Origin of the sequence: Seohaeicola zhoushanensis, assembly GCF_014656415.1 — a bacterium.
Lineage (GTDB): Bacteria > Pseudomonadota > Alphaproteobacteria > Rhodobacterales > Rhodobacteraceae > Seohaeicola_A > Seohaeicola_A zhoushanensis.
Window position 1 is genome coordinate 216,448 of sequence record NZ_BNCJ01000003.1, and the last position, 23,137, is coordinate 239,584.

General features: G+C 66.7%; 22 protein-coding genes. 12 read left to right on the forward strand and 10 right to left on the reverse strand.

Going from position 1 to position 23,137, the window contains the following annotated elements:
- Positions 1–62: 62 nt before the first annotated feature.
- Positions 63–1,010 carry a LysR family transcriptional regulator gene (locus IE266_RS08705; RefSeq protein ID WP_189679675.1) on the forward strand — a complete coding sequence of 316 codons (948 nt, stop codon included), beginning with the start codon at positions 63–65 and terminating at the stop codon, positions 1,008–1,010.
- A 7-nt stretch (positions 1,011–1,017) separates the two neighbouring features.
- On the opposite strand, the gene IE266_RS08710 is transcribed toward IE266_RS08705, so the two are convergent.
- From IE266_RS08710 to IE266_RS08755, 10 genes are all read right to left on the reverse strand, one after another.
- Positions 1,018–1,794, reverse strand: a complete 777-nt coding sequence (locus IE266_RS08710; protein WP_189679676.1) for an HpcH/HpaI aldolase family protein — start codon at positions 1,792–1,794, stop codon at positions 1,018–1,020.
- Positions 1,791–3,341 carry a hydantoinase B/oxoprolinase family protein gene (locus IE266_RS08715; protein ID WP_189679677.1) on the reverse strand — a complete coding sequence of 517 codons (1,551 nt, stop codon included), beginning with the start codon at positions 3,339–3,341 and terminating at the stop codon, positions 1,791–1,793. The genes IE266_RS08710 and IE266_RS08715 overlap by 4 nt, the downstream gene beginning before the upstream one ends.
- Complete coding sequence (locus tag IE266_RS08720; protein ID WP_189679678.1) at positions 3,341–5,416, reverse strand: hydantoinase/oxoprolinase family protein; 2,076 nt, start codon at positions 5,414–5,416, stop codon at positions 3,341–3,343. The genes IE266_RS08715 and IE266_RS08720 overlap by 1 nt, the downstream gene beginning before the upstream one ends.
- A complete protein-coding gene (locus IE266_RS08725) occupies positions 5,413–6,168 on the reverse strand; it encodes an IclR family transcriptional regulator (RefSeq protein ID WP_189679679.1) in 756 nt (251 codons plus the stop codon). The genes IE266_RS08720 and IE266_RS08725 overlap by 4 nt, the downstream gene beginning before the upstream one ends.
- Before the next feature lies 1 nt (position 6,169).
- Complete coding sequence (locus tag IE266_RS08730) at positions 6,170–7,447, reverse strand: TRAP transporter large permease (RefSeq protein WP_189679680.1); 1,278 nt, start codon at positions 7,445–7,447, stop codon at positions 6,170–6,172.
- The gene (locus IE266_RS08735; RefSeq protein ID WP_189679681.1) at positions 7,444–8,016 is read right to left on the reverse strand and encodes a TRAP transporter small permease; all 573 of its coding nucleotides are present in this window, start codon (positions 8,014–8,016) and stop codon (positions 7,444–7,446) included. The genes IE266_RS08730 and IE266_RS08735 overlap by 4 nt, the downstream gene beginning before the upstream one ends.
- Positions 8,017–8,151: 135 nt before the next feature.
- A complete protein-coding gene (locus IE266_RS08740; RefSeq protein ID WP_189679682.1) occupies positions 8,152–8,520 on the reverse strand; it encodes a cupin domain-containing protein in 369 nt (122 codons plus the stop codon).
- Between the two features lie 2 nt (positions 8,521–8,522).
- Positions 8,523–9,503: a TRAP transporter substrate-binding protein gene (locus IE266_RS08745; RefSeq protein ID WP_189679683.1), complete on the reverse strand. Its 981-nt coding sequence runs from the start codon at positions 9,501–9,503 to the stop codon at positions 8,523–8,525.
- A 293-nt stretch (positions 9,504–9,796) separates the two neighbouring features.
- Entirely contained in the window at positions 9,797–10,459 is a 663-nt protein-coding gene (locus tag IE266_RS08750) for a flavin reductase family protein (protein ID WP_189679684.1), read from the reverse strand.
- Positions 10,456–11,145, reverse strand: coding sequence for a GntR family transcriptional regulator (locus tag IE266_RS08755; RefSeq protein ID WP_189679685.1), 690 nt, complete (start codon positions 11,143–11,145; stop codon positions 10,456–10,458). The genes IE266_RS08750 and IE266_RS08755 overlap by 4 nt, the downstream gene beginning before the upstream one ends.
- Before the next feature lie 163 nt (positions 11,146–11,308).
- Between IE266_RS08755 and IE266_RS08760 the strand changes: the two genes are divergently transcribed.
- The 11 genes from IE266_RS08760 to arsJ all read left to right on the forward strand — a co-directional run bounded on the left by IE266_RS08760 (position 11,309) and on the right by arsJ (position 23,106).
- Entirely contained in the window at positions 11,309–12,877 is a 1,569-nt protein-coding gene (locus tag IE266_RS08760) for an ABC transporter substrate-binding protein (RefSeq protein ID WP_189679686.1), read from the forward strand.
- Positions 12,878–12,931: 54 nt separating this feature from the next.
- Positions 12,932–13,924: an ABC transporter permease gene (locus IE266_RS08765; protein ID WP_189679687.1), complete on the forward strand. Its 993-nt coding sequence runs from the start codon at positions 12,932–12,934 to the stop codon at positions 13,922–13,924.
- A gap of 16 nt (positions 13,925–13,940) precedes the next feature.
- The gene (locus tag IE266_RS08770; RefSeq protein WP_229863959.1) at positions 13,941–14,897 is read left to right on the forward strand and encodes an ABC transporter permease; all 957 of its coding nucleotides are present in this window, start codon (positions 13,941–13,943) and stop codon (positions 14,895–14,897) included.
- Between the two features lie 5 nt (positions 14,898–14,902).
- Positions 14,903–16,084: an amidohydrolase family protein gene (locus tag IE266_RS08775; RefSeq protein ID WP_189679688.1), complete on the forward strand. Its 1,182-nt coding sequence runs from the start codon at positions 14,903–14,905 to the stop codon at positions 16,082–16,084.
- Complete coding sequence (locus IE266_RS08780) at positions 16,081–17,523, forward strand: chlorohydrolase family protein (RefSeq protein WP_229863961.1); 1,443 nt, start codon at positions 16,081–16,083, stop codon at positions 17,521–17,523. Before IE266_RS08775 ends, IE266_RS08780 begins: the two co-directional genes overlap by 4 nt.
- The gene (locus IE266_RS08785; protein WP_189679690.1) at positions 17,516–18,484 is read left to right on the forward strand and encodes an ABC transporter ATP-binding protein; all 969 of its coding nucleotides are present in this window, start codon (positions 17,516–17,518) and stop codon (positions 18,482–18,484) included. The genes IE266_RS08780 and IE266_RS08785 overlap by 8 nt, the downstream gene beginning before the upstream one ends.
- Positions 18,481–19,437, forward strand: a complete 957-nt coding sequence (locus tag IE266_RS08790) for an ABC transporter ATP-binding protein (protein ID WP_189679691.1) — start codon at positions 18,481–18,483, stop codon at positions 19,435–19,437. The genes IE266_RS08785 and IE266_RS08790 overlap by 4 nt, the downstream gene beginning before the upstream one ends.
- The gene (locus IE266_RS08795) at positions 19,430–19,927 is read left to right on the forward strand and encodes a nucleoside deaminase (RefSeq protein WP_189679692.1); all 498 of its coding nucleotides are present in this window, start codon (positions 19,430–19,432) and stop codon (positions 19,925–19,927) included. The genes IE266_RS08790 and IE266_RS08795 overlap by 8 nt, the downstream gene beginning before the upstream one ends.
- 73 nt (positions 19,928–20,000) lie before the next feature.
- Positions 20,001–20,843 carry a metalloregulator ArsR/SmtB family transcription factor gene (locus IE266_RS08800; protein ID WP_189679693.1) on the forward strand — a complete coding sequence of 281 codons (843 nt, stop codon included), beginning with the start codon at positions 20,001–20,003 and terminating at the stop codon, positions 20,841–20,843.
- A gap of 5 nt (positions 20,844–20,848) precedes the next feature.
- On the forward strand, positions 20,849–21,856 hold the full coding sequence (locus tag IE266_RS08805) for an ArsJ-associated glyceraldehyde-3-phosphate dehydrogenase (RefSeq protein ID WP_189679694.1): 1,008 nt from the start codon (positions 20,849–20,851) through the stop codon (positions 21,854–21,856).
- On the forward strand, positions 21,853–23,106 hold the full coding sequence (gene arsJ, locus IE266_RS08810; RefSeq protein WP_229863963.1) for an organoarsenical effux MFS transporter ArsJ: 1,254 nt from the start codon (positions 21,853–21,855) through the stop codon (positions 23,104–23,106). Before IE266_RS08805 ends, arsJ begins: the two co-directional genes overlap by 4 nt.
- Positions 23,107–23,137: the final 31 nt, after the last annotated feature.

Sequence of the window (23,137 nt, forward strand, 5' to 3'; positions counted from 1 at the left end):
TGTACGGGCGCGCCAAAAGAACATAAATTGCTATTTTTGAGTAACGCATATACATCCATTGTATGAATATTTCCCTGCGCCAGCTCGAATATCTCCTCGCCGCCGCCCGTGCCGGTTCGGTCTCGGGCGCGGCGCGGAGCATGAACGTGTCCTCCTCCTCGATCTTCATGGCGATCGACAAGTTCGAAGAGGAATTCGCAATCCAGGTCTTCGTGCGTCAGCGCGCGAGTGGCCTCATGCTGACAACCGAGGGCAAGCGCGCCATCGAGCGCACGATCCGGCTGCTTGACGAGGTACGGGCGTTCCAGGGCGATCTGACCACCGAAGGCGACCGGCTTGAGGGCAATGTCGACGTCGCCTGCTTCAGTTCGCTCTCGCCGAACATTCTGCCGCAGGTCATCCGCACCATGCAGGACCAGCATCCCGGCGTCGTGGTGAACCTGGTCGAGGGCGACATGATCACGATCCAGGATCACCTCAGGTCAGGGCTGGTTGACCTGCTGCTGTCCTACGACAACGGGATGCCCGCCGACTTCGAACTGGAATTCCTGGCCGAGGCCCCGCCGCACGCGGTGATTGCCGCAAACGACCCGCTTGCGCAGAACGAAAGCATTTCGCTGGAGGAATTGATCGACCGGCCGCTGCTGCTGCTGAACCTGCCGCAGTCCAGCCGCTATGCCATTGGCCTGTTCGAGCGCGCCGGGTTGCGCCCGCGCAATATCCGCAGGGTCGCCTCCTTCGAGATGGTGCGCAGCGCGGCGGCCGCGAACCTCGGCGTGGCGGTGCTCAACATCAAGCCCGCCACCGACACGACCTATTCCGGCCTCGAAGTGGTCTGCCGCCCGATCCTGCCGCAGCACTACGTGCCCCGGATCGTGCTGGCGACGCGCAAGGGCGGCCGGCTGGGTCGCAATGCCGAAACCTTCGCGCGCTGCTGCTCCGACTTCTTCCGGACCGATGCGGCGAAAAGCCTGTTCGTCCATGCGCCGAAACGGGACGACGGGGCCTGATCCGCATTCACCCCGCCGACCAGCCCTTCCGCATGGCCGCAAGCCCCGCCCGCGCTGCCTGCGCCATCAGCGCCTGGTCGCTGCCGTGGACGAAAAGCGTCACGCCCCGCGCCCGCCAGTGCGCGGCCGAGGCCGGGTCGCCGATGAACAGGCCCGCGGCCTTGCCCTGCGCGGCGGCGGCCCTCGCGGTCGTCTCGGACATCTGCGCGACCGAAGGATTCTGCGGATCGCTCAGCCCGGCGGCAACCGCAAGGTCGACCGGGCCGACCAGCAGCCCGTCCACCCCGTCGACCGCCGCAATGGCTTCCGCACGGGCCACGGCCTCGGGGTCTTCGATCTGGCAGATCAGCACCGTCTCCAGCGGGTGCTGCGCCAGATGCCCTGCGACGCCCCGCGCGCCATAGTCGGCACCGGGCACCGAGGGCGAGAACCCCAGCCCCCCGGCGCCATGGCGCACCGCGCGGACCAGCCGCGCGGCAGTGTCGGTGTCACCCACCTGCGGCACCATCACCCCCGCCGCCCCCGCATCCAGCGCGGTGGCGATCCAGGGGCCGCCGGCCTCGGGCACGCGCACCACCAGCGGCAGCCGCGCCGCCCGCGAAGCCACGGCCATCGCCGCGATATCGGCACGGCCAAAGGCCACGTGCTCGGCGTCAAGCACCGCGAAGTCATAGCCGGCATGGCCCAGGATCTCCACCACCGCCGGATCCCGCGATTTCACGAAGGTCCCGGCCAGCGGCTCGCGCGCCCGCAGCCGCCGGGCGAAATCGGCGCGAAAGCTCATCCCGCCGCCCCGTAACCGCCGCCGCCCGGCGTTATCATGAAGACCTCGTCATCGGGCTGCATCTCGCGCTTGCGGGTATCCTCGACCGCCTCGCCGTTGATCTGGAACACGCCGGGCTTGCCGTCGCCGCCGCCGAGCAGCCCCTCCGGCCCCGCCACCAGCCGCGAAGGGATGGTGTTCAGCAACCAGGTCCGCCCCGTCCGCATCTTGTAGCCGATCCGCTGGCCATCGCCGCCCGGCTGCTTGCCTGCCCCGCCGGTGCCATGCGCCAGCTCCTTGCAGGTGAAGGCGATGGGATAGGAGGCCTCGAGCACCTCGACCGGCACCGCCGAAACCCCGGTGGGATAGCAGACCGCCGAGATGCCGGGCTTGGTCGCCCGCGCACCCATGCCGCCCGAATAGTTGAACATCGACGAGGTGAAGGGCCGCCCGTCGCGGTCCTTGCCCTGTATCTGGATGGTCCAGACCGCGCCCGAGCCTTCGGCCACCACGCTCTCGGGCACCACCTGCGCCAGCGCCTTGAGGATCGGGAAGGGCACATACATGCCCACCACATGCCGCGCGTTCACCGGCGAGGGATACTTGGCGTTGACCACGCAGTCCTCGGGCAGCTTCAGCCGAATCGGCGCCAGGCTGCCGGCGTTGTTGGGCAGCTCCGGGTTCAGCGAGGAGCGCACCGCGAAGGTCGCATAGGCATGAGTATAGGCCGGCACCACGTTGATCCCCATGGACGAGGGGCCCGAGGATCCCTCGAAATCGATCAGAATCTCGCCCTTGTCGCTGTCGACCGTCACTGCCGTCTGCAGCGTGATGACCTGCCCGCCCGGCACGTCGAAGGTCGAACTGCCATGATAGGTGCCGCCCGGCAGCTTGCGGATCGCGTCCCGCGTCGCCTTTTCCGATCGGGTGATGATCTCTTCCGACAGCTCCGAGATATCGTCGAGGCCGTAGCGGTCGCAGAGCGCGTTCAGCCGCTCCGAGGCGATCATGCCGGACGAGACCTGCGCCCCGAGGTCACCCATCAGCGCATCGGGCGTGCGCACGTTGCGGCGGATGATCTGGAACAGCGTCTCGTTCGGGCGGCCTTCCTCGTAAAGCTTCATGGTCGGGATCCAGAGGCCCTCTTCGTGGATGTCCCGCGCGCCCGAGCCGATGCCATAGCCGCCGATGTCGGAATGGTGGATGGTCGATCCGGCATAGCCGATGATCCGCTCTCCCCGGAAGATGGGCGAAAGCACTGTGATGTCGAAGAAATGGCCTGCCGACATCCAGGGATCGTTGGTGATCAGCACGTCGCCGGGCTTCAGGTTCTCGGCGTCGCAATTGTCGAGCAGGTTGCGCGCGGCGGCGGCAAGCGAGTTGATGTGACCGGGCGTGCCGGTCACCGCCTGAGCCACCATGCGGGCCTTTTCATCGAAAAGCCCGTTCGCCAGGTCGCCCGCCTCGCGGACGATGGGGCTGAAGGCGATGCGCTGGAGCGCGCGGGCCTGTTCGCTGACGATCCCGATCAGGTTGCTCCAGAGGATTTGCAGTTCGACGCCGTCCATCACTTCTCTCCCGTCTTTTCGGCCACAAGGCTGCCGCTCTCGTGCTTTGTCACAACCCAGCCCTCCAGGACGAAGATCGTCGTTTCGCGTTCCTCGATGATCACCGGTCCCATGATGCGGTCGCGGTCGGTGATCGCATTGCGCTGCCAGACCGCGACATCCTGCGCGACGCCCCGGATGTAGACCGGGCGCGTTTCCTCGCCCCGGCCGCCCTGCCCGCCCTCGCTGCGCGAGGCGGACCGATCCGGCTGCCGCCCCGAGGCGGTGACCAGCCAGTTGACCACCTCGATCGCCATTCCGTCGAGCTTGAGGCCGTACTGTCGGTGGTATTCCGCTTCGAACAGGCTGGTGATCTCTTCGATGCAGCGGGTCTTGCGCGGGTCCTCGGGCAGGTCGATGCGCACTTCGGACTGCTGGCCGAGATAGCGCATCTCGACCGCATGGGCGAAGGTATAGTCCTCCTCGCGAATACCGGCCTCGCCCAGCGCGGTCGAGCCTTCCTCGATCATGCTGTCGAGCATCCGGCCCACCGCGTCCCAGTCGAGGCCCTCCAGCGTCGAGACATGGCTGCGCACCAGGTCCATCTGCGCCGGGGTCACCAAGGTTCCAAAGGCCGAGAGCACCGAGGCCAACGGCGGATAGATCACCTTGGGGCTCTCGGTCAGTTCGCCGACCATGCAGGCATGCACCGGCCCGGCGCCGCCGAAGGCCAGCAGCGGCAACCCGCGATAGTCGATGCCGCGCTCGGTGGCATGGGTCCGGGTCGCCCCGGCCATCTGTTCGCAGACCACCTCGAAGACCCCCCAGGCCGCCTGTTCGCGCGGCAGGCCGAGTTCCTTGCCCAGCCTGTCATAGGCCGCCTGCGCCCCGGCCAGGTCGAGCTTCATGTCGCCGCCCAGGAAGCGATCCGCCGCCAGAACGCCCAGCACAAGGTCGGCGTCGGTGACGCAGGGGTCGGTGCCACCGCGCCCATAGCTGACCGGGCCGGGCATCGAGCCCGCGCTCTCGGGGCCGATCTTGAGCAGGCCCAGACTGTCGACAGAGGCAATCGAGCCGCCCCCTGCGCCGATCTCGATCATGTCGATCGAGGGCACGGTGATCGGCATGCCCGACCCCGGCTTGAAGCGATAGCGGCGGTCGACCTCGAAGGTGCCGGTGACCAGCGGTTCATGGTTCTGCACCATGCAGGCCTTGGCGGTGGTGCCGCCCATGTCGAAGGAAATCAGGTCCGGAATGCCGAAGATGCGCGAGAAGTAGCAGGCCACCAGCGCCCCCGCCGCGGGCCCGCTCTCGATCATGCGCACCGGCATGGTGCTGGCGCGCTCGGCCCCGATCACCCCGCCGTTGGACAGCATGATCAGCGGCTGTTGCTTGAAGCCGCGCGCCTTCAGTTCCTCGATCAGCGCGGTCAGGTAGGGCCGCGTGATCGGCACGGTATAGGCGTTGATCGCCACGGTGGAGGCGCGAAGGTATTCGCGCATCTGCGGCGCGATCACCGACGAGAGCGAGACATAGATCTCGGGCGCCTCCTCGGCGAAGATGCGGCGCACCTCCTCCTCGTTGGCGCCGTTGCGATAGGCGTTCAGGAAGCAGACCGCCACCGAAACCACGCCCTTGGCGCGGCACTGGGCGATGACCTCGAGCACCTCGTCCCGGTCGACGCCCTTGCCCACGGTGCCGTCGGCGAAGGTGCGCTCGGCAAGGGTGAAGGTACGTTCCGCCGGGATCAGCGGCTCGGCGAACTCGATCTGCGGGTCATACATGTCGTAACGGTGCTCGTCCCGGATGTAGAGCACGTCGCGGAACCCCTCGGTCAGCAGCAGCGCCACCGGCGGGCCTTTGCGCTCGATCAGGGCGTTGGTCACCACCGTGGTGGCATGGACGACAACGTCATCGACATCCTGCGGCGCGATGCCGGCGCGGCCGGTGACAAGGTCGACGCCGCGGAAGAACCCTTCGAGCAGGTTGTTGTGCGTCGTCAGCGTCTTGTCGACATAGCTGCGCCCATCCGAGGCGAGCAGGACGGCATCCGTGAAGGTGCCTCCGATGTCGATGGCTAGGGAATATCGGGTCATACGGGGTACTCCATGCAGCCGAGGTCGGCGGTGATCTCGCGTGCCGCCCTCGTGACGGCGGCCACGAAGGCCTCCGCCGGTTCCGGTTTGATGTCCTGGACCGAGCCGACGATGGTGATCGTGGCGGCAAAACGGCCCTCTATGTCGAAGATCGGCGCGGAAATCGCGTTCACGCCGGGCAAGGCTTCCTCCGGCGCCACCGCCCAGCCGGTCTCGCGCGCCTTGGCGACCTCCTGCGCAAGGCGCTCGGGCAACTCGCCCACGTCGACCTGGGCCAGCAGCTCGGGCCGGCCGAAGGCCAACGCCAGCTTGCCCTGGGCCGAGGTGCGGAACGGCAGCAGCGCGCCGGGCCGGGTCACGATCTGCACCGGCGTCTCGATGCGCACGATATCCATCACGCGCATGCCCTCGGGTTCCGGCAGCGACAGCGTCACCGTCTGCCCGATGGCATCGCGCAGCGCCGCCATGATCGGCCGTGCCACGCTGGTCAGTTGCGTCGCATCCGCGATGGCCTGCCCAAGGTGGAACAGTTTCAGCGTCAGACGGTAGCGTTCGGTCACCGGGTCCTGCCGGACATAGCCCAGCGACACCAGCGTCTGGAGATAGCGGTAGATCCGCGCCCGCGGCATCTCCAGCGCATTGGCAAGGTCCGTCACCCGCGACGGCTCGGCATGGGTCGCCATTTCCTCGAGGATCCGGAAGGCCGCCACGGTCGACTGGTTGGTGGTGTTGGAATTGCTCGTGTCGTTCATGTCAGCCTCCGAGAATTGCGGGAAGGGTCAGGGTCAGCGCCGGCACGAAGGCCACCAGCAGCAGCACCACAAGGCAGATCCCGATCATCGGCAGGATGGCGAGGGCGACGCGCTCGAGCGGTTCCTTGCTGATCGCCGCGACGATGAACAGGCAGAGACCGACAGGCGGCGTGATCATCCCGATCATCAGGTTCAGCACCACCATCACCCCGAAATGGACCGAGTTCATTTCCAGCAGCGGATAGACCTCGTTCAGGATCGGCATGGCCAGAACCAGCGCCGCCAGCGGTTCGAGGAACAGCCCCAGCACCAGCAGCACGAGGTTCAGCAGGATGATCAGCACCCAGGGCTGTTCGCTGATCCCGCGCAGGCCAGCGGCGATCGAGCGCGGAATGTTCTCGATCCCCAAGATGAAGGCCGTCATCGAGGCCATGGCGACAATCAGCATCACCCCGGCGGTCATGGTGGCGGTGTCGTAGAAGGCCCGCGCGATCTTGCGCCGGTCCAGCGTGCGGTAAAGCAGCCAACCGATCACCAGCGCATAGAGCGCGGCGACGGCGGCGGCCTCGGTCGGCGTGAAGACCCCGGTGCGGATGCCGCCGACGATGATGACCGGCAGGAACAGCGCGGGCAGCGCCTTGAGCGCCACCTCGCCCCGCTCCTCGCGCGGCACCATCGGCGGCAGCGGGTGGTCCTCGACGCGGGCGCGCCACAGCGCATAGACGATCAGCAGCCCGCACAGCGCGAAGGCGGGCACGATACCGGCCAGGAACAGGTCGGCAATCGAGGTGCTGGTCAGCACACCATACAGGATCAGCGACAGAGAAGGCGGCACCAGCGGCCCGAGGATCGAGCCGGCGGCGGTCAGCGCGGCGGCATAGGCCGCGCTGTAGCCATCGCGCCGCATCGCCGGGATCATCACCGACCCGATGGCCGAGGCCTCGGCGGTGGCCGCGCCTGAGACGCCCGAGAACATCATCGAGGCCACCACGTTGACCACGGCCAGCCCGCCGCGCACCCGCCCCACCACCATCTGCGCCAGGCGCACGATCTGGCGCGTCAGGTCGGCCGAGTTCATCAGGTTCCCGGCAAGGATGAAGAAGGGGATCGTCAGCAGCACGAAGTTGTCGATCCCGGCCAGCATCTTCTGCGGAAAGCCGATCATCAGGTGCCACTGGTCGTTGACGAAGAGATAGGCGACCGAGGCCAGGCCCAGCGAGAAGGCGACCGGTATGCCGAGGATCAGGCAGAGCACGAAGGCGACGAGATAGAGCGTCATTCCACCATCTCCGTGATAACTCGGGCAAAGACCTCGCCCAGCGAGCGGCCGCTGCCGATGGCCACCAGGCAGTTGACGATGTCCCCGGCCAGGCGCAGCGACAGCAGCACCATGCCCACGGGCAGCGCGACATAGACCCAGAACCGCCCCGGCGTCGGCGGCGCCTCGGCCCCGAACAGGCTTTCGAGAATGAACCCCGCCGCCGGAATCGGCGCATTTCCCGCGCGCTCGGCATAGATCCAGCCATACCAGGCGAGCAGCAGGCAGAGCATCAGCGACAGCCCTGCCCCGAAGATCGCCAGCAACAGGCCCGGCACCCGCGGCAGCGCCTCGGCGAGGAAGCCCAGCGCCGCGATCTCGCCCCGCTCGAAGGCCATGACCAGCGCCAGGAAGGCCAGCCAGATCAGCATGTAGCGGCAGACTTCCTCGGCCCAGAGCAGCGAGGCGTTGAAACCGTAGCGCAGCACGATCTGCGTCGTCATCAGGACCAGCAGCGCGCCGACCAGCGTGGTCAGAAACCAGCGCAGCACCAGCCGGAAGGGCCTTTGTAGAGACATGGCGGTCGTCATGTCGGGTTCCTTGCTTCCGCGCCCGGCGCGGAGTTTGGGCCGCAACTCACCCGTGGCCCGGCGCTGATACGCCGGCGCCTGGGCGCTGCGGTTGCAGAAGGGGGAGCGGCACGCCCGAAGGATGCCGCCACGGCGTCAGGAGAAGTCGTTTTCCTGGTAGGCCGTCAGATGCAGGTAGTCGGCGCGCGGCGGGCCGAAGACGTCGAGGTTCACCGCCGTCTCGTCGCCCACCACTTCGCCGCAGTGGACGACGTCCGGAGGAATGCGCACGACCTCGCCTGGCCCGACCTCGACGACATCGTCGCCGATCTCGAAGCGGACACGCCCCTGCAGGATATAGGCGAGCTGCTCGAAGGGATGGGAATGGGGCTTCTTCTCCATTCCCGGTTCCAGCCAGTTCATCACCATCAGCGCCCCGTCGCCCCGGAAGGCGGTGCGCGACACGCCCGGCCGCACATCCTCTCGTGGCAGTTCGGTCCAGCGGTAGACGTTGGTCGAGCCCATGCTCAGCCCCCCGTTCCGAAGGCGGCTACGAACTCGGCGATCAGCGGGTCCTTGGCGGTCCACTCGGTGACCACGCCAGCGGTCTTTTCCTTCATCGCGTCCAGATCCTGCAGGGTGGAGATGGTCACGCCCTTCTCCTTCAGGAAAGCCGCGGTATCGGCTTCCTGCTTGGCCGCCAGCGCATAGGCCTCGGCGGTCGTTTCCTGCCCGGCGGCGGCAACGGCGGCGCGGTCTTCTTCCGACAGCTTGTCCCAGGCCGCGCCCGACATCATGATGACCCCCGGCCAGAAGTAATGCCCGGTCATCGTCACCTGCTTGGCCGCGTCGAAAAGGCTTTCCGACTGGATCGACGAGAGGTTGATCTCGACCGCGTCGATGGTCTTGGTCTCGAGCGCCGAATAGACCTCGCCATAGGCCATGCCAACCGGGTTGACCCCGATGGCCGTCCAGATCGCCTTGTGCAGCGGGATCGGCACGATCCGCGTCTTCAGACCGGCGAAATCGGCGGTCTTCTCGACCGCGCTGCCCGCCGCCAGGAAGTGGCGCTGACCGGCCTCGACAAAGCCCAGACCCTTGATCGACTTGTCATCCAGCGTCGCCAGCAGGCGGTTGCCCAGATCCGAGGTCAGCACGCCCGAGAGCTGCTCATAGCTGCTCACCACGAAGGGCAGCTGCAGCGCATCGAAGCCCGCCGCACCCAGCACCAGCGGCAACGTCGGCGACGAGACCAGCGCGCCGTCGATCAGGCCGATCTGCAGCCCTTCAAGCAGTTCCTTGTCGTCGCCCAGCTGACGGTCGCCATAAACCTCGATCGCAACGCGCCCGCCGGTCTTCTCGGCAACCTTGCCCGCGAAGATCTCCAGCCCCTGCTGGAAGATGTGCTTGGAAGAGGCCGCGTGGCCCATCTTGATCGTCACGTCCTGGGCCATGCCGGCAACCGGCAGAACGCAGGCCAGGGCCGCGCTCAGCAGAATTCTTTTCATCAGGTCATCCTCCCCGGATTTTTCTTGTTTCACTCTCGATAACAAGTGATACAATATTGAAACAAGGTATTGCGACGAGTCAACAGGACTCTGCCCGGGCGCGTGAAAACGCCGGGCCGCAAGGCCGTGGAATTCTTCCCGGATGGCACGCGGACAGGGCCTTCCCCGCAGGAAAAGCTGCATGAACGCGGGTATTTCAGGATTTTCGGGCGTCAGAACCGGACAGAGCCACGGGGCCAGAACGGCCACAGCGGCACTGGAACTGCGAGAATCAGGAGGCCGAAAACCGCCCTTCAGCCGTCCTGATCGGCGCGCAACCGCGGCCGCGCGGCGAGCACCTGGTCGACACTGGGCGTCGGCAGGTCGAAATAATCGAGCGTCCCGGCATAGCCGTTCCCGCCCATCCGCCCGATTGCGTCGAGCTTGGCATGGTCGGAATAATACGTCCCGAGGTCGATGACATCCTCGCGAACGTGCGCCATGACGATCCGCCCCAGGATGATCTCGCGCGCCGAGCTGACCGCGATACCGAGGTAGCGGCGGCACTCGAAAGCCACCGGGGCCTCGGCGATCCTCGGGCAGATCACCCGCTCGCCCGGCGCCGCGGTCAGGCCCGCCATCTCCAGCTCGTCGACCCCGCGCGGAAAGGCTGCGGCGGTGGCGGCCATCGCCTCGACATTGGCCCGGTCAACGATGTTCACGGTGAAGCACTCGGTCATCCGGATGTTGTAGGCAGTGTCCTTGAAGCTGCGGTCCGGCTTGTTCTCGACCCCCAGCGCCAGGATCGGCGGATCGGCCGAGAGGCAATTGAAGAAGGAATAGGGTGCGGCGTTCACCACGCCTTCGGGCGACACTGTCGTCACCCAGGCGATCGGGCGCGGCACGATGGTGCCGATCATCACCTTGTAAGCCTCACGCGGCGTGATCGCCTCGAAATCCAGCGCGTGATGGCTCATTGGACAAGTTCCCTTCCGTAGTGCGACAGGATGGCGCGAATGCTGTCGGGCTGCGCGGCCAGTTCCGCCCTGCCCTGCACCGCGCCCAGGTGATGCGTCATGATCCCGATGGCCCGCTCTGCCTCGCCGGCCTCGATGGCGTCGATGATCTGCGAGTGCTCGTCCACCGCGCAGTCCGAGGAATGGCTGCGCGCGTAAAGCGACATGATGAGCGAGCAACGCAGCACCACCTCGGCCACGTAGCGGGCAAGCACCTCGTTCCCGGTCAACTCGGCCAGCAGGATGTGGAACTCGCCGGCGAGCCGGATCGAAACCGGCCCGTCGCGGCCCAGGACGCCCTGCTCTTTTTGCACATGAGCGCGCAGCTGATCGTATCCACTTTGCGGGATCCGGTCGCAGAGAATCCGGATCACCTCCATCTCGAGAATGCGGCGAACCTCGAAAATCTGCTGTGCTTCTTCCTTGGAAGGCTCGGCCACAAAGGCCCCCCGGTTGCGTCGGGTGACCACCAAACCCTCGTTCTCGAGCCGCACCAGGGCCTGCCGCACGATGGTCCGACTCACTCCGAACTGCTCGCCCACGGTGTCCTCCGGCAGCCGCATTCCCGGCTTAAGAGCCTGTTCTATAATGGCTTTTCGAAGAAGATCGTAGACCGCGGAGGTCAGCGTGCTCTTGCTGTCGCTCATATCTATTCGCCTGATTTCATTGCACCCCTCATATCGCACGCAGTTTTTTCCGTCAATCGTATACAATTTTGTTGCAACTATGTATCCGACTCTGCATCCCTATCGCATCGCATACGATCCACGTGATTCTGAGATACGATCAAACTGGACAGGGAAGAACGACATGAACCTACGCAAGATACTCTTCGCCTCCGCGGCCCTGGCTGCCCTGGCCGGCGCCGCCCATGCGGAGAACCTGCTCAAATGGGGCGCCAACCGCGATATCGGATCGCTCGACCCCTATTCCTACGGCGACAGCTTCACGATCAACGTGCTGAACCACGTCTACGAAGGCCTGGTGCGCTATAACCGCGACCTCAAGATCGAGCCGGCGCTGGCCACCAGCTGGGAAATCCTCGATGACAAGATCACCTGGCGCTTCAAGCTGCGCGAGGGCGTCAAGTTCCACAACGGCAACCCCTTCACCGCCGATGACGTCGTCGCCTCGCTGACCCGGGTGAGCGATCCCGCCTCGCCGCTGAAAGGCAACCTGCCGGCCTATGTCTCCTCGAAGGTGGTCGACGATCATACCGTCGACATCACGCTGAACGGCACCTATCCACTGCTGCTGAACGACCTCACCAACATCCATATCTTCGACAAGGAATGGATGACCGAACACGACGCGCTGAAGCCGACCGACATCGGCGCCAACGTCGAAGGCTATGCGACCTACAACGCCAACGGCACCGGCCCGTTCAGCGTGGTCAGCCGCCAGCCCGACGCCAAGACTGTCTTCGCCAGGAACCCCGACTGGTGGGACACGCCGCAGCACAACCTCGACGGGTTCGAGCTGCTGCCGGTGAACTCGGCCGCCACCCGCGTCGCGGCGCTGCTCTCGGGCGAGATCAGCTTTACCAACGACGCCCCAGTGCAGGACCTGCCGCGCCTCGAGGCCGCGCCAAACGTCAACGTGCTCGAAGGCGTCGACCTGCGCACCGTGATGGTCGGCTTCCCCTTCCGCGACAAACTCTCGACCGGTGCTGACAACCCCTTCGGCAACGTCAAGGTGCGCGAGGCGCTCTACAAGGCGATCGACCTCGAACTGATCCACAAGAAGGTGATGCGCGGCAAGAGCCGCATTGCCGGCGCGACCGTGGCCCCGGCCATCCCTGGCTATGTGCCGGAACTGGACGAGCTGCCCAAGTATGACCCCGAAGCCGCCAAGGCGATGCTGGCCGAGGCCGGCGTGCCCGAAGGGCTGGAGTTCGAGCTGAACTGTCTCTCCGACGGACTAGTCAACGAGGAACAGTTCTGCCAGGCCATCGCCTCGATGTGGGCGCGGATCGGCCTCAAGCCCAAGCTCGACGTGGCGCCGCGCGCGGTGCAGACTCCGAAGCGGACCGGCGGCACCACCGATATCTACATCCTCGGCTGGGCGACCCTGCCGATGCTCGACGCCTATTCGCCGCTGCTGCAGATCTTCCACACCAAGGAAGGAAACTCGGGCGTGTTCAACTGGGGCGGCTGGTCCTTCCCCGAGCTGGACAAGCTGGTGCAGGCCGCGGGCAGCGAACTCGACACCGCCAAGCGCCTGGCGCTTGAGACCGAGGCACTGGGCATCGTCAAGAAAGAGCACATCATGGTCCCGCTGCACCAGCAGCCGATGGCCTGGGCGGTGACGGATGCGGTGTCCGAGATGCCGCTCTTCCCCGACAACAAGCCGCGCCTGTGGTTTGCCAGGATGAAGTAAGCAAGACGGCCGGGCCCTCGCGGCCCGGCCTCAGCCAACCCGCCGGAGAGTCCCATGCTCGCCTTTCTCATCAAGCGCACCGCCAACGCCATCTTCGTGATGCTGGCGGTCGCATTCCTTGCCTTCGTCATCTTCCGCTTTTTCGGCGACCCGGTCGAGATGATGGTCAACGAACAGGCGACCCAGGCCGACCGCGCGGAACTGCGGGAAAGGCTGGGGCTGAACGACGGGTTCCTGACCCAATACGCCCGCTTCGTGACCAATGCCGCCCAGGGCGATTTCGGGATTTCCTACCGCAACCAGCAGGACGTGATGGTGCTGCTCAAGGAACGCTTCCCGGCGACCTTCGAATTGGTGCTGGTGGCGACGGTGATCTCGCTGGTGGTGGGCATTCCGCTGGGCGTGGTGACAGCGGTGCATCGCAATTCGCGGCTGGCGAATATGCTGCAGATAAGCTCGATCATCGGGATTTCGCTGCCGAGTTTCGTGGTCGGGATCATGCTGATCCTGCTGTTCTCGGTCTCGCTCGGCTGGCTGCCGGCCTTCGGGCGGGGTGACACCGTGAACATCGGCTGGTGGTCCACCGGCCTGCTGACCCCCTCGGGGCGCATGGCGCTGATCCTGCCGGGCATTGCGCTCTCGATTTTCCAGATCACCATGGTCATGCGGCTGGTCCGCGCCGAAATGCTGGAGACCCTGCGCACCGATTACGTCAAGTTCGCCCGAGCGCGCGGCATTCCCGCCGCCCGCGTCCACTGGCGCCACGCGCTGCGCAACTGCCTGATGCCGGTCATCACCCTGACGGGGATGCAGATCGGCAACCTGATCGCCTTCGCGCTGGTGACCGAGACGGTGTTCCAGTGGCCCGGCATGGGGATGCTGTTCATCCAGGCGGTGACCTTCGTCGATATCCCGGTGATGGCCGCCTACCTGATGCTGGTCTCGCTGATCTTCGTGGTGCTGAACACGATCGTCGACTTCACCTATGCCTGGGTCGATCCGCGCCTGCGCGACGACACCGCCCGTGCCGGTGGTGCAAATGGCTGAGGCCGAGGAGCAACCGATGGAAAAGACCCTCTCCGCCCCCGCAATGGCCGAACCCGCCCGCCCCTCGCGGCTGGCCCGGATCCGCCAGAGCGACCTGTGGTATTCCTTCCGCAGCCATCGCTCGGCCGTGATCGCCGCCGCGCTGCTGGCGCTGATCGTGGTGACCGCCTTCCTTGCGCCGCTCATCACGCCGCAGAACCCCTACGACCTCGCCTCGCTGGAGCTCTGGAACGCCGAGATCCCGCCGATCTGGAACGCCGAGGGGCAATGGCCCTTCATCCTCGGCACTGACACGCAGGGGCGCGACATCCTCTCGGCCATCCTCTATGGCTCGCGCATCTCGCTCATCATCGGCTTTGCCTCGGTGGTGCTGGCGCTGATCGTCGGGCTGGCGCTGGGGTTGATCGCCGGCTTCTTCGGCGGATGGGCGGACAATGTCATCATGCGCTTCGGCGATGTGCTGCTGTCGATGCCCTTCATCCTGATCGCAATCCTGATCTCGGCCATCGCGACCGCCTCCCTGCCGACCGGCCTCAAGGACATCCTGGCCGCGCCGATCCTGATCGTCGCCATCGCGGTGCCCTCCTGGGTGCAATACGCCCGCACGGTGCGCGCCTCGGCGATGGTGGAGAGCCGCAAGGAATACGTGCAGGCGGCGAGGCTGATCCGGGTGAAGGCCTGGCGCATCATGCTGCACCACATCCTGCCCAACTGCATGACGCCGATCATGGTGGCCGCGACGCTGAACTTCGGCCTGGCCATCCTGTCCGAGGCAACGCTCTCCTTCCTCGGCGTCGGTATGCCCCCCGATCAGCCCTCGCTCGGCACGCTGATCCGGATCGGCAACCAATATCTCTTCTCGGGCCTGTGGTGGATCGTGGTCTTCCCGTCGATCCAGCTCTGCCTGATCGTGCTGTCTGTCAACATGATCGGCGACTGGCTGCGTGACGCGCTCAACCCCAAACTTCGGTGACCAATATGAAGACCAAGACTCTCAAGAACGTCCGCCCGATGGGCGCCGCCGCAACCGACCTGCATATCGTCGACGGGCGGTTCACGGCCAGCGCCGGAGCGGATGCCGAGGTCATCGATTGTGGCGGCCGCATCCTGATCCCCGGTCTGGTCGAGGCGCATACTCACCTCGACAAGTCGCTCCTGGGCCTGCCTTGGTATCGCAACGAGGTCGGTCCGCGCCTGATCGACAAGATCAACAACGAGCGCGAGGTGAAGGTCTCGCTGGGCCTCGACCCGCAGGTGCAGTCCGAACGGCACGCGATCCTCGCCATGTCGCATGGCTGCACCCATATCCGGTCGCACGTCGACGTCGACACGCACCACGGGCTGGCCGGTATCGAGGGCGTCATGGCCACCCGCGAGAAGCTGAAAGGCATGATCGACATCGAGATCGTCGCCTTCCCGCAATCCGGCATGATGACCCGTCCCGGCACCGCCGAACTGATGGGCGAGGCACTCGCCATGGGCGCGGAACTTGTCGGCGGGATCGACCCCTGCGGGATGGAGCATGACCCCAAGGGCCATCTCGACACAATCTTCGCCCTGGCCGAGAAGCACGGCAAGCCGATCGACATACACCTGCACGAACGCGACTCGCTCGGCTGGTTCTCGATGGAAGAGATCATCGCGCGCACCGAGGCGCTGGGGATGCAGGGCAAGGTGGCGATTTCCCACGCCTTCTGCCTCGGCGCTGTGGACCGGGCCTATGTCGCGGGCCTGCACGAGAAGCTGGCCGAGAACCGCATCCACATCCTGACCACCGCCCCTGCTTCTGCCCCGGTGCCGGCAGTGAAGGAGCTGAACGCCATGGGCATTCTCGTGGGCGCCGGTTGCGACGGCATCCGCGACACCTGGGGGCCCTACGGCAATTCCGACATGCTGGAGCGCGCCATGTTCGTCGGGATGCGCAACAACTTCCGCCGCGACGACGAAGTCGAACTCGCGCTTGAGGTCTGCACCTATGGCGGCGCGGCGATCATGGAAGCCGAGGGCTACGGTCTCGACATCGGCTGCAACGCTGACTGCGTGCTGGTCGAGGGCGAAACCCTGGCCGAAGCCGTCGCCACCCACGCCCCGCGCAAGCTGGTGCTGAAAGGCGGCGAAGTCACCGCGCGTGACGGCAAATGCGTGGTGGAGGCGCCGTGAGCGGGCGTATCCTCCTCTCCGCCCGCTGGGTGATCGGCCACCGCGACGGCCGCCACGTCGTTCACGAGAACGGCGTGGTGGTGATCGAGCGCGATACCGTGCTCCATGTCGGCGCCTCCTTTGACGGCGAGGTGGCGCAGCGGATCGACTACGGCCAGGCGGTCATCTCGCCGGGTTTCATCGACCTCGACGCGCTCTCCGACCTCGACACCACGATCCTCGGCTATGACAACACCCCCGCCTGGAAGAAGGGCCGCGTCTGGCCCGAGAGCTACATCGCCGCCGGCCCGCGCGAGATGTATTCGCCCGAGGAACTGGCCTTCCAGAAACGCCACGCCTTCGCGCAGCTGATCCGCAACGGGATCACCACCGCCCTGCCCATCGCCTCGCTGTTCTACCGCGAATGGGGCGAGACGGTCGCCGAGTTCGACGCCGCCGCCACTGCCGCCGAGGAACTTGGTTTGCGCGTCTATCTCGGCCCGGCCTATCGCACCGGCGGCCAGGTCACGGATACCGCCGGCAACATCCGCCCGGTCTATGACGAGATGCGCGGCTTGCGGGGGCTGGAAGACGCCGCCGCCTTTGCCCGCCGGATCGACGGCACCGCCAATGGCCTGGTGCGCGCGATGTTCGCGCCCGACCGGATCGAGACCTGCACCGAGACGCTGTTGCAGCGCACAGCCCTGATCGCCGCCGAAATGGGCGCCCCGGTGCGCCAGCACTGCGCGCAATCCCCCGTCGAGCTGCGGCTGGTGGCCGACCAGCACGGCTGCGGCCCGATCGAATGGCTCCAGCGCATCGGCGCGTTGCAGGACAACTGGCTGCTGCCGCATGGCACCCATGCCACCGAGGCCGAATTCGCGCTGATCGCCCAGGCCGGGGCGACGCTGGTGCATTGCCCGCTGGTTTCGGCACGTCATGGCGGGATGCTGAAGAGCTTCCCCAAATGCCGTGCGATGGGCATCAACGTCGGCCTCGGCACCGACACCTTCCCGCCCGACATGGTCCTGAACATGCAGATCGGCATGATGACCGCCCGCCTGAGCGACGGGATGGAGGCGATCCGGTCCGAAGCCATGTTCGACGCCGCGACACTCGGCGGGGCACGCGCCCTGAAGCGCGACGACCTCGGCCGCCTCGCCCCCGGCGCGAAGGCGGATATCGCCGTCATCGACCTCTCGCGCGTCCTGCAGGGCCCGGACCCGGTGCAAAGCCTGATGACCTCGGCCTTTGGCCGCGACGTGCGCGAAGTCTGGATCGACGGGCGGCGGGTGATGGAGAACGGCCGCATCCCCGGCATCGACGAAGATGCCGACGCCGCCCGCGCCCAGGCCCAGTTCGACCGCGTCATCGCACAATATCCCGACCGGACGGTGAACCACCCGCCTGTGCGCGAGATCTTCACCCCGAGCTATGAAAGGATTGGCGCCGATGAGTGACATCGTGCTCGACGTCCGCAACCTGCGGGTCGATTTTCCCACTCGCAGGGGCATCCTGACCGCCGTGGACGACGTCTCTCTGACCATCCGCAAGGGTGAGATCCTCGGCATGGTCGGCGAAAGCGGCGCCGGCAAGTCGATGACCGGCATGGCCATCCTCGGGCTGCTCGAACCGCCGGGGCGCATCGCGGCGGGGTCGATCCACCTCTCGGGCGACCGGATCGACCAGCTCTCGGACCGCGAGATGCAGGACGTGCGGGGCCGCCGGATCGGGGCGATCTTCCAGGACCCTCTCACCTCGCTCAACCCGCTGTTCCGGGTCGGCGACCAGCTGGTCGAGACCATCCGCCTGCACACCGACCTGACCCGCGCCCAGGCGCGCGAGCGCGCCAAGGCGCTGATGCGCGAGGTCGGCATCCCGGCGGTCGAGGAGCGCATCGACAATTACCCCCACCAGTTCTCGGGCGGGATGCGGCAGCGCATCGTCATCGCACTCGCGCTCTGCGCCGAGCCCGAGCTGATCGTGGCCGACGAGCCGACTACCGCGCTCGACGTCTCGATCCAGGCGCAAATCACCGCGCTGCTCAAGCGGCTCTGCCGCGAGCGCGGCACCGCGGTGATGCTGGTAACGCACGACATGGGGGTGATCGCCGAAACCGCCGACCGGGTCGCGGTGATGTATGCTGGCCGCCTCGCCGAAGTGGGCCGCGTCGAGGACGTCGTGCAGCGTCCGCGGCACCCCTATACCGTCGGCCTCATGGGCTCGATCCCAAGCCTGCGGTCGGACGCCGAGGAACTGCAGATGATCCCCGGCGCCATGCCGCGCCTCGACGCCATCCCGCCGGGCTGCGCCTTCAACCCGCGCTGCGCCCATGCCGGCCCGAAATGCCGCCAGGACGTTCCGCGCATCGACGGCCCCGGCGCCGCCTGCTGGCTTGCCATGGAAGGAGCAACCGCATGACCGCAATCCTCGAGGTCGACGCGCTGGAGCGCCGCTTCGACGTCTCTGCCCCCTGGCTGAACCGCGTGATCGAGCGCAAGCCACGCCGTACCCTGCGCGCCGTCGATGGCGTCGACTTCACCATAGAACGCGGGCAGACCCTGGCGCTGGTAGGTGAATCCGGCTGCGGCAAGAGCACCATCGCACGGCTGGTGACGGGGCTGCATTCGCCGTCCGGCGGGTCGATCACCTTCCACGGCGACCGGGACCGGATGCAGATGATCTTCCAGGACCCCTACGCCAGCCTCAACCCGCGCTGGCGGGTCGGGCGCATCGTCGCCGAGCCGCTGCGCACGCTGCGCCCCGACACGCCGGACAGCATGGTCTCGGCCCGCGTCGACGAGCTGCTGCGCACCGTGGGCCTCTCGCCCTCGGACGCGTCCAAGTTCCCGCACGAATTCTCGGGCGGTCAGCGGCAACGTATCTCCATCGCCCGCGCGCTGGCGGGCGAGCCCGAGTTCCTGGTCTGCGACGAACCCACCTCGGCGCTCGACGTCTCGGTTCAGGCTCAAGTGCTGAACCTGATGAAACGGCTGCAACGCGAGATGGGTCTCAGCTATCTGTTCATCAGCCACGACCTTAGCGTGGTGCGGCACATGGCCGATGTCATCGCCGTGATGTACCTGGGCCGCATCGTCGAGATTCAGCCAACCGCCGATCTATTCGCCAATCCGCTGCATCCCTACACGCGGCTGTTGCTCGAAACGATCCCCGATCTCGAAGCGCCCAAACGCGACCGCGCCCCGATGGGCGGCGAAGTCCCCTCGCCCGTCTCACCGCCGTCGGGCTGCAGTTTCCACCCGCGCTGCCCGCTCGCCTTCGACCGCTGCAAGGCCGAGCGCCCGCTACGCCGCGCCGAGGTGCACGACCGCCGCGTCGCCTGTTTCGCCTGCGAGGAGAAGGCCCATGTATGAAGAGCGCTTCATGCGCCGCGCCATCGAGATCTCGGCACAGGCGCTCGAAACCCCCGGCACCGAGCCGTTCGGCTCGGTCGTGGTCAAGGGCGGCAGGATCGTCGGCGAAGGGATTAACCGCTCGGTGATGAACCACGACCCGACCTCGCATGGCGAGACCGAGGCCATCCGCGACGCCTGCCGCAACCTGCAGACGGTCGATCTGCGCGGCTGCGAGCTCTACACCAGCTGCGAGCCCTGCGCGCTCTGCGTGGCCGCGATGGGCATCGCCGGGATCTCGGCGCTTTACTACGCCGCCGACATGGCCCAGGCCGGCGCTGTTCTGACCGGCCTGCCCGAGGCGGCGCGTTTCCCGATCGACCCCGACCAGCTGACCCGCGAATGCAGCCTGCCGGTCGCCAAGCGGCAGATGCCCTCCGAACAGCATCTCGATCGCCCCGCGGCCGATATCCTGGCCGAATGGGCGGCACGGGCCCGCAGCAGGGTCTGAGCACAGGTTTCGGCCCGGATCTGTCATGAAACTGTCACTGGCGCGGACTCCATATTTCTATTAATCGGGAAATATGGATATAAACACCGCCACCAGTGCATTCGCCACGCTCGGCCATCCCGGCCGTCTCGCCGTCTTCCGGCTGCTGATGCGACACGCCCCCCACGGCGTGCGCCCAACCGAGATTGCCGAGACGCTGGGGCTCAAGCAGAACACCCTGTCGCACCACCTGTCCGACCTCGCGGCCTCGGGCCTGGTCCAGGTCGAACGGCAGGGCCGCTCGCTGCTCTACTCCGTGAACCTCGACCAGACCGAGGGCCTGATCGGCTACCTCGCCCTCGATGTCGGCCGGGGTCGCCCCGACCTCCTCTCCTCCCTCCTCGCCTCTGCCAAGGAGCCCTCCGCCATGGGGGACAAGACCTACAACGTGCTCTTCATATGCTCCGGCAACTCGGCCCGGTCGATCTTTGCCGAGGCGCTGTTGCGCGATCTCGGACGCGGCAAGTTCCACGCCTTCTCGGCCGGGGTGCGCCCCGGCAGCAGGCTGAACCCCTTCGCACTCGCGGTGCTGGACCGCAACGGGCACGACGTTCACGACCTGCGCGCCAAGCATGTCGCCGAATTCCAGCAGCCCGGCGCGCCGGTGATGGATTTCGTCTTTACCGTCTGCGACACCGCGGCGGGCGAGGAATGCCCGCCCTGGCCGGGTCAGCCGATCACCGGCCACTGGGGCCTGCCCGACCCGGTCAAGGCCACCGGAACCGACGCCGAAAAGGCGCTGCTCTTCGCCCAGACCTATGGCGCGCTCCAGCGCCGCATCGCCGCCTTCGTCGAACTGCCCTTCGCCAGCCTCGACCGCATCTCGCTGCAATCGCATGTCGACGAGATCGGCACCCAGGCCCTGCAAGAGGACTGACCCCCATGCCCCGCATTGCCATCAACGGCCTTGGCCGGATCGGAAAACTCGTGCTGCGCGGCCTGATTGACAGCGGCGCCGGCGGCGAGATCGTGCTGCTGAACGACCCGGTGGGCGACGCCGAACAGCATGCGCTGCTGATGGAGTTCGACTCGGTCCATGGCCGCTGGCGCACCCCGGTTGCCGCCGCCGAGGGCGCGCTAGTGCTGGACGGCCGGACCATCCGCCTGACCCACGAGAAGTCCATCGAGGCGCTACCCCTGGCCGAGCTGGGCGTCGACCTGGTGGTCGACTGCACCGGCGTCTTCAAGACCGCCGCCAGGGTCGCGCCCTATTACGCCGCCGGTGTGAACAAGGTCGTGGTCAGCGCCCCGGTCAAGGACGGCGGCGCGCTGAACCTGGTCTACGGGGTCAACCATCACCTTTACGACGGCTCGCAAGCCCTTGTAACCGCGGCCTCCTGCACCACCAACTGCCTCGCCCCGCTGGTCAAGGTCATCCACGAGAGCCTGGGCATCCGTCATGGCTCGATCACCACGATCCACGATGTCACCAACACCCAAACCATCGTCGACCGCCCGGCCAAGGACATGCGCCGGGCGCGTTCCGCGCTGATGAACCTGATCCCCACGACCACCGGAAGCGCCACCGCGATCACGCTGATCTACCCCGAGCTCAAGGGCCGGCTGAACGGCCACGCCGTCCGCGTGCCCCTGCTGAACGCCTCGCTCACCGACTGCGTCTTCGAAGTCGAGCGCGCCACCACCGCCGAAGAGGTCAACGCGCTCTTCGCCGCCGCCGCCGAGGGGCCGCTCAGGGGCATCCTCGGCTTCGAGACCCGCCCGCTGGTGTCCTGCGACTATACCAACGATCCGCGCTCCTCGATCATCGACGGGCCGTCCACCATGGTGACCAACGGGACCCAGGTGAAGGTCTACGCCTGGTATGACAACGAATGGGGCTATGCCTGCCGCCTTGGCGACATCACCCGGCTGGTCGCGGGGTCGATGTGACCACGACCACGGCGAATCCGCTGCGGGCCTATGGCGCGGTGACGGCGGCCTACTGGGCCTTCATGCTCTCGGACGGCGCGCTGCGGATGCTGGTGCTGCTGCACTTCAACGCGCTCGGCTTCTCGCCGGTGCAGCTCGCCTGGCTGTTCCTGCTCTACGAGGTCGCGGGCATCGTAACCAACCTCGCCGCCGGCTGGCTGGCGGCAAGGTTCGGCCTGGCCTCGACCCTCTACGCTGGCCTCGCGCTCCAGATCGCCGCGCTGATCGCCCTGGCCCAGCTCGATCCGGGCTGGAGCGTCGCTGTCTCGGTCGCCTTCGTCATGACCGTGCAGGGCCTGTCGGGCGTCGCCAAGGACCTCGCCAAGATGTCCTCCAAATCGGCGGTCAAGCTGCTGGCCCCTAGCGGCGACGGCGGCCTGTTCCGCTGGGTCGCGGCACTGACCGGGTCGAAAAACGCGGTCAAGGGGCTGGGTTTCTTCCTCGGCGCGGCCCTGCTCGGCCTTGCCGGGTTTCGCACGGCGGTCTGGAGCATGGCGGCGGTGCTTGCCGTGATCCTGGTCGCCGTCATTCTGTTCCTTCCCGCGGGCCTGCCCGGACGGATGAAATCCGAGGAGACATGGAGCGGCTGGCGCTCGAAGGACAGCCGCATCGACAGCCTCTCGCTGGCGCGCATGTTCCTCTTCGGTGCGCGCGACGTCTGGTTCGTGGTCGGAATCCCGGTCTATTTCCAGGCTGTCTTATCGGATGGCACCGCCGAGGGCCGGCGCGAGGCCTTCTTCCTGGTCGGCGGCTTCATGGCGCTCTGGATAATCGCCTATGGCGCGGTGCAGGCGCTGGCGCCGCGCCTGCTGGGGGCGCGAGGCCAGCCGGAACAGGCGATCACCCAAAAGGCGATCCGCTGGGCCGGCCTACTTGCACCACTGCCCTTCGCGCTGGCCGCCGCCGCGTGGATCGCGGGCGAACCGTCACCCTGGCTGACAACGACTCTGGTCGCAGGCCTGCTGCTCTTCGGCTTCGTCTTCGCGGTAAATTCCTCGGTGCATTCCTACCTGATCCTCGCCTTCGGTTCGGCGGAGCGCATCACCCGCGACGTCGGCTTTTACTACATGGCTAATGCCGCCGGCCGCCTGCTCGGCACGCTGCTCTCGGGTCTCAGTTTCCAGGTCGGCGGGCTGCCGCTCTGCCTCGCCACCGCCGGTGCGATGGCGACGGCCAGCTGGCTGGCCGCACTCCGCCTTTCGGACGCATAGCCAGGACGAATACCCCACTTCGGTTTCTCCT

Bases quoted from the DNA above. Each gene is read 5' to 3' on its own strand.
- IE266_RS08705 (WP_189679675.1), top strand. From the start codon at position 63: ATGAATATTTCCCTGCGCCAGCTCGAATATCTCCTCGCCGCCGCCCGT.
- IE266_RS08710 (WP_189679676.1), bottom strand. From the start codon at position 1,794: ATGAGCTTTCGCGCCGATTTCGCCCGGCGGCTGCGGGCGCGCGAGCCG.
- IE266_RS08715 (WP_189679677.1), bottom strand. From the start codon at position 3,341: ATGGACGGCGTCGAACTGCAAATCCTCTGGAGCAACCTGATCGGGATC.
- IE266_RS08720 (WP_189679678.1), bottom strand. From the start codon at position 5,416: ATGACCCGATATTCCCTAGCCATCGACATCGGAGGCACCTTCACGGAT.
- IE266_RS08725 (WP_189679679.1), bottom strand. From the start codon at position 6,168: ATGAACGACACGAGCAATTCCAACACCACCAACCAGTCGACCGTGGCG.
- IE266_RS08730 (WP_189679680.1), bottom strand. From the start codon at position 7,447: ATGACGCTCTATCTCGTCGCCTTCGTGCTCTGCCTGATCCTCGGCATA.
- IE266_RS08735 (WP_189679681.1), bottom strand. From the start codon at position 8,016: ATGACGACCGCCATGTCTCTACAAAGGCCCTTCCGGCTGGTGCTGCGC.
- IE266_RS08740 (WP_189679682.1), bottom strand. From the start codon at position 8,520: ATGGGCTCGACCAACGTCTACCGCTGGACCGAACTGCCACGAGAGGAT.
- IE266_RS08745 (WP_189679683.1), bottom strand. From the start codon at position 9,503: ATGAAAAGAATTCTGCTGAGCGCGGCCCTGGCCTGCGTTCTGCCGGTT.
- IE266_RS08750 (WP_189679684.1), bottom strand. From the start codon at position 10,459: ATGAGCCATCACGCGCTGGATTTCGAGGCGATCACGCCGCGTGAGGCT.
- IE266_RS08755 (WP_189679685.1), bottom strand. From the start codon at position 11,145: ATGAGCGACAGCAAGAGCACGCTGACCTCCGCGGTCTACGATCTTCTT.
- IE266_RS08760 (WP_189679686.1), top strand. From the start codon at position 11,309: ATGAACCTACGCAAGATACTCTTCGCCTCCGCGGCCCTGGCTGCCCTG.
- IE266_RS08765 (WP_189679687.1), top strand. From the start codon at position 12,932: ATGCTCGCCTTTCTCATCAAGCGCACCGCCAACGCCATCTTCGTGATG.
- IE266_RS08770 (WP_229863959.1), top strand. From the start codon at position 13,941: ATGGAAAAGACCCTCTCCGCCCCCGCAATGGCCGAACCCGCCCGCCCC.
- IE266_RS08775 (WP_189679688.1), top strand. From the start codon at position 14,903: ATGAAGACCAAGACTCTCAAGAACGTCCGCCCGATGGGCGCCGCCGCA.
- IE266_RS08785 (WP_189679690.1), top strand. From the start codon at position 17,516: ATGAGTGACATCGTGCTCGACGTCCGCAACCTGCGGGTCGATTTTCCC.
- IE266_RS08790 (WP_189679691.1), top strand. From the start codon at position 18,481: ATGACCGCAATCCTCGAGGTCGACGCGCTGGAGCGCCGCTTCGACGTC.
- IE266_RS08795 (WP_189679692.1), top strand. From the start codon at position 19,430: ATGTATGAAGAGCGCTTCATGCGCCGCGCCATCGAGATCTCGGCACAG.
- IE266_RS08800 (WP_189679693.1), top strand. From the start codon at position 20,001: ATGGATATAAACACCGCCACCAGTGCATTCGCCACGCTCGGCCATCCC.
- IE266_RS08805 (WP_189679694.1), top strand. From the start codon at position 20,849: ATGCCCCGCATTGCCATCAACGGCCTTGGCCGGATCGGAAAACTCGTG.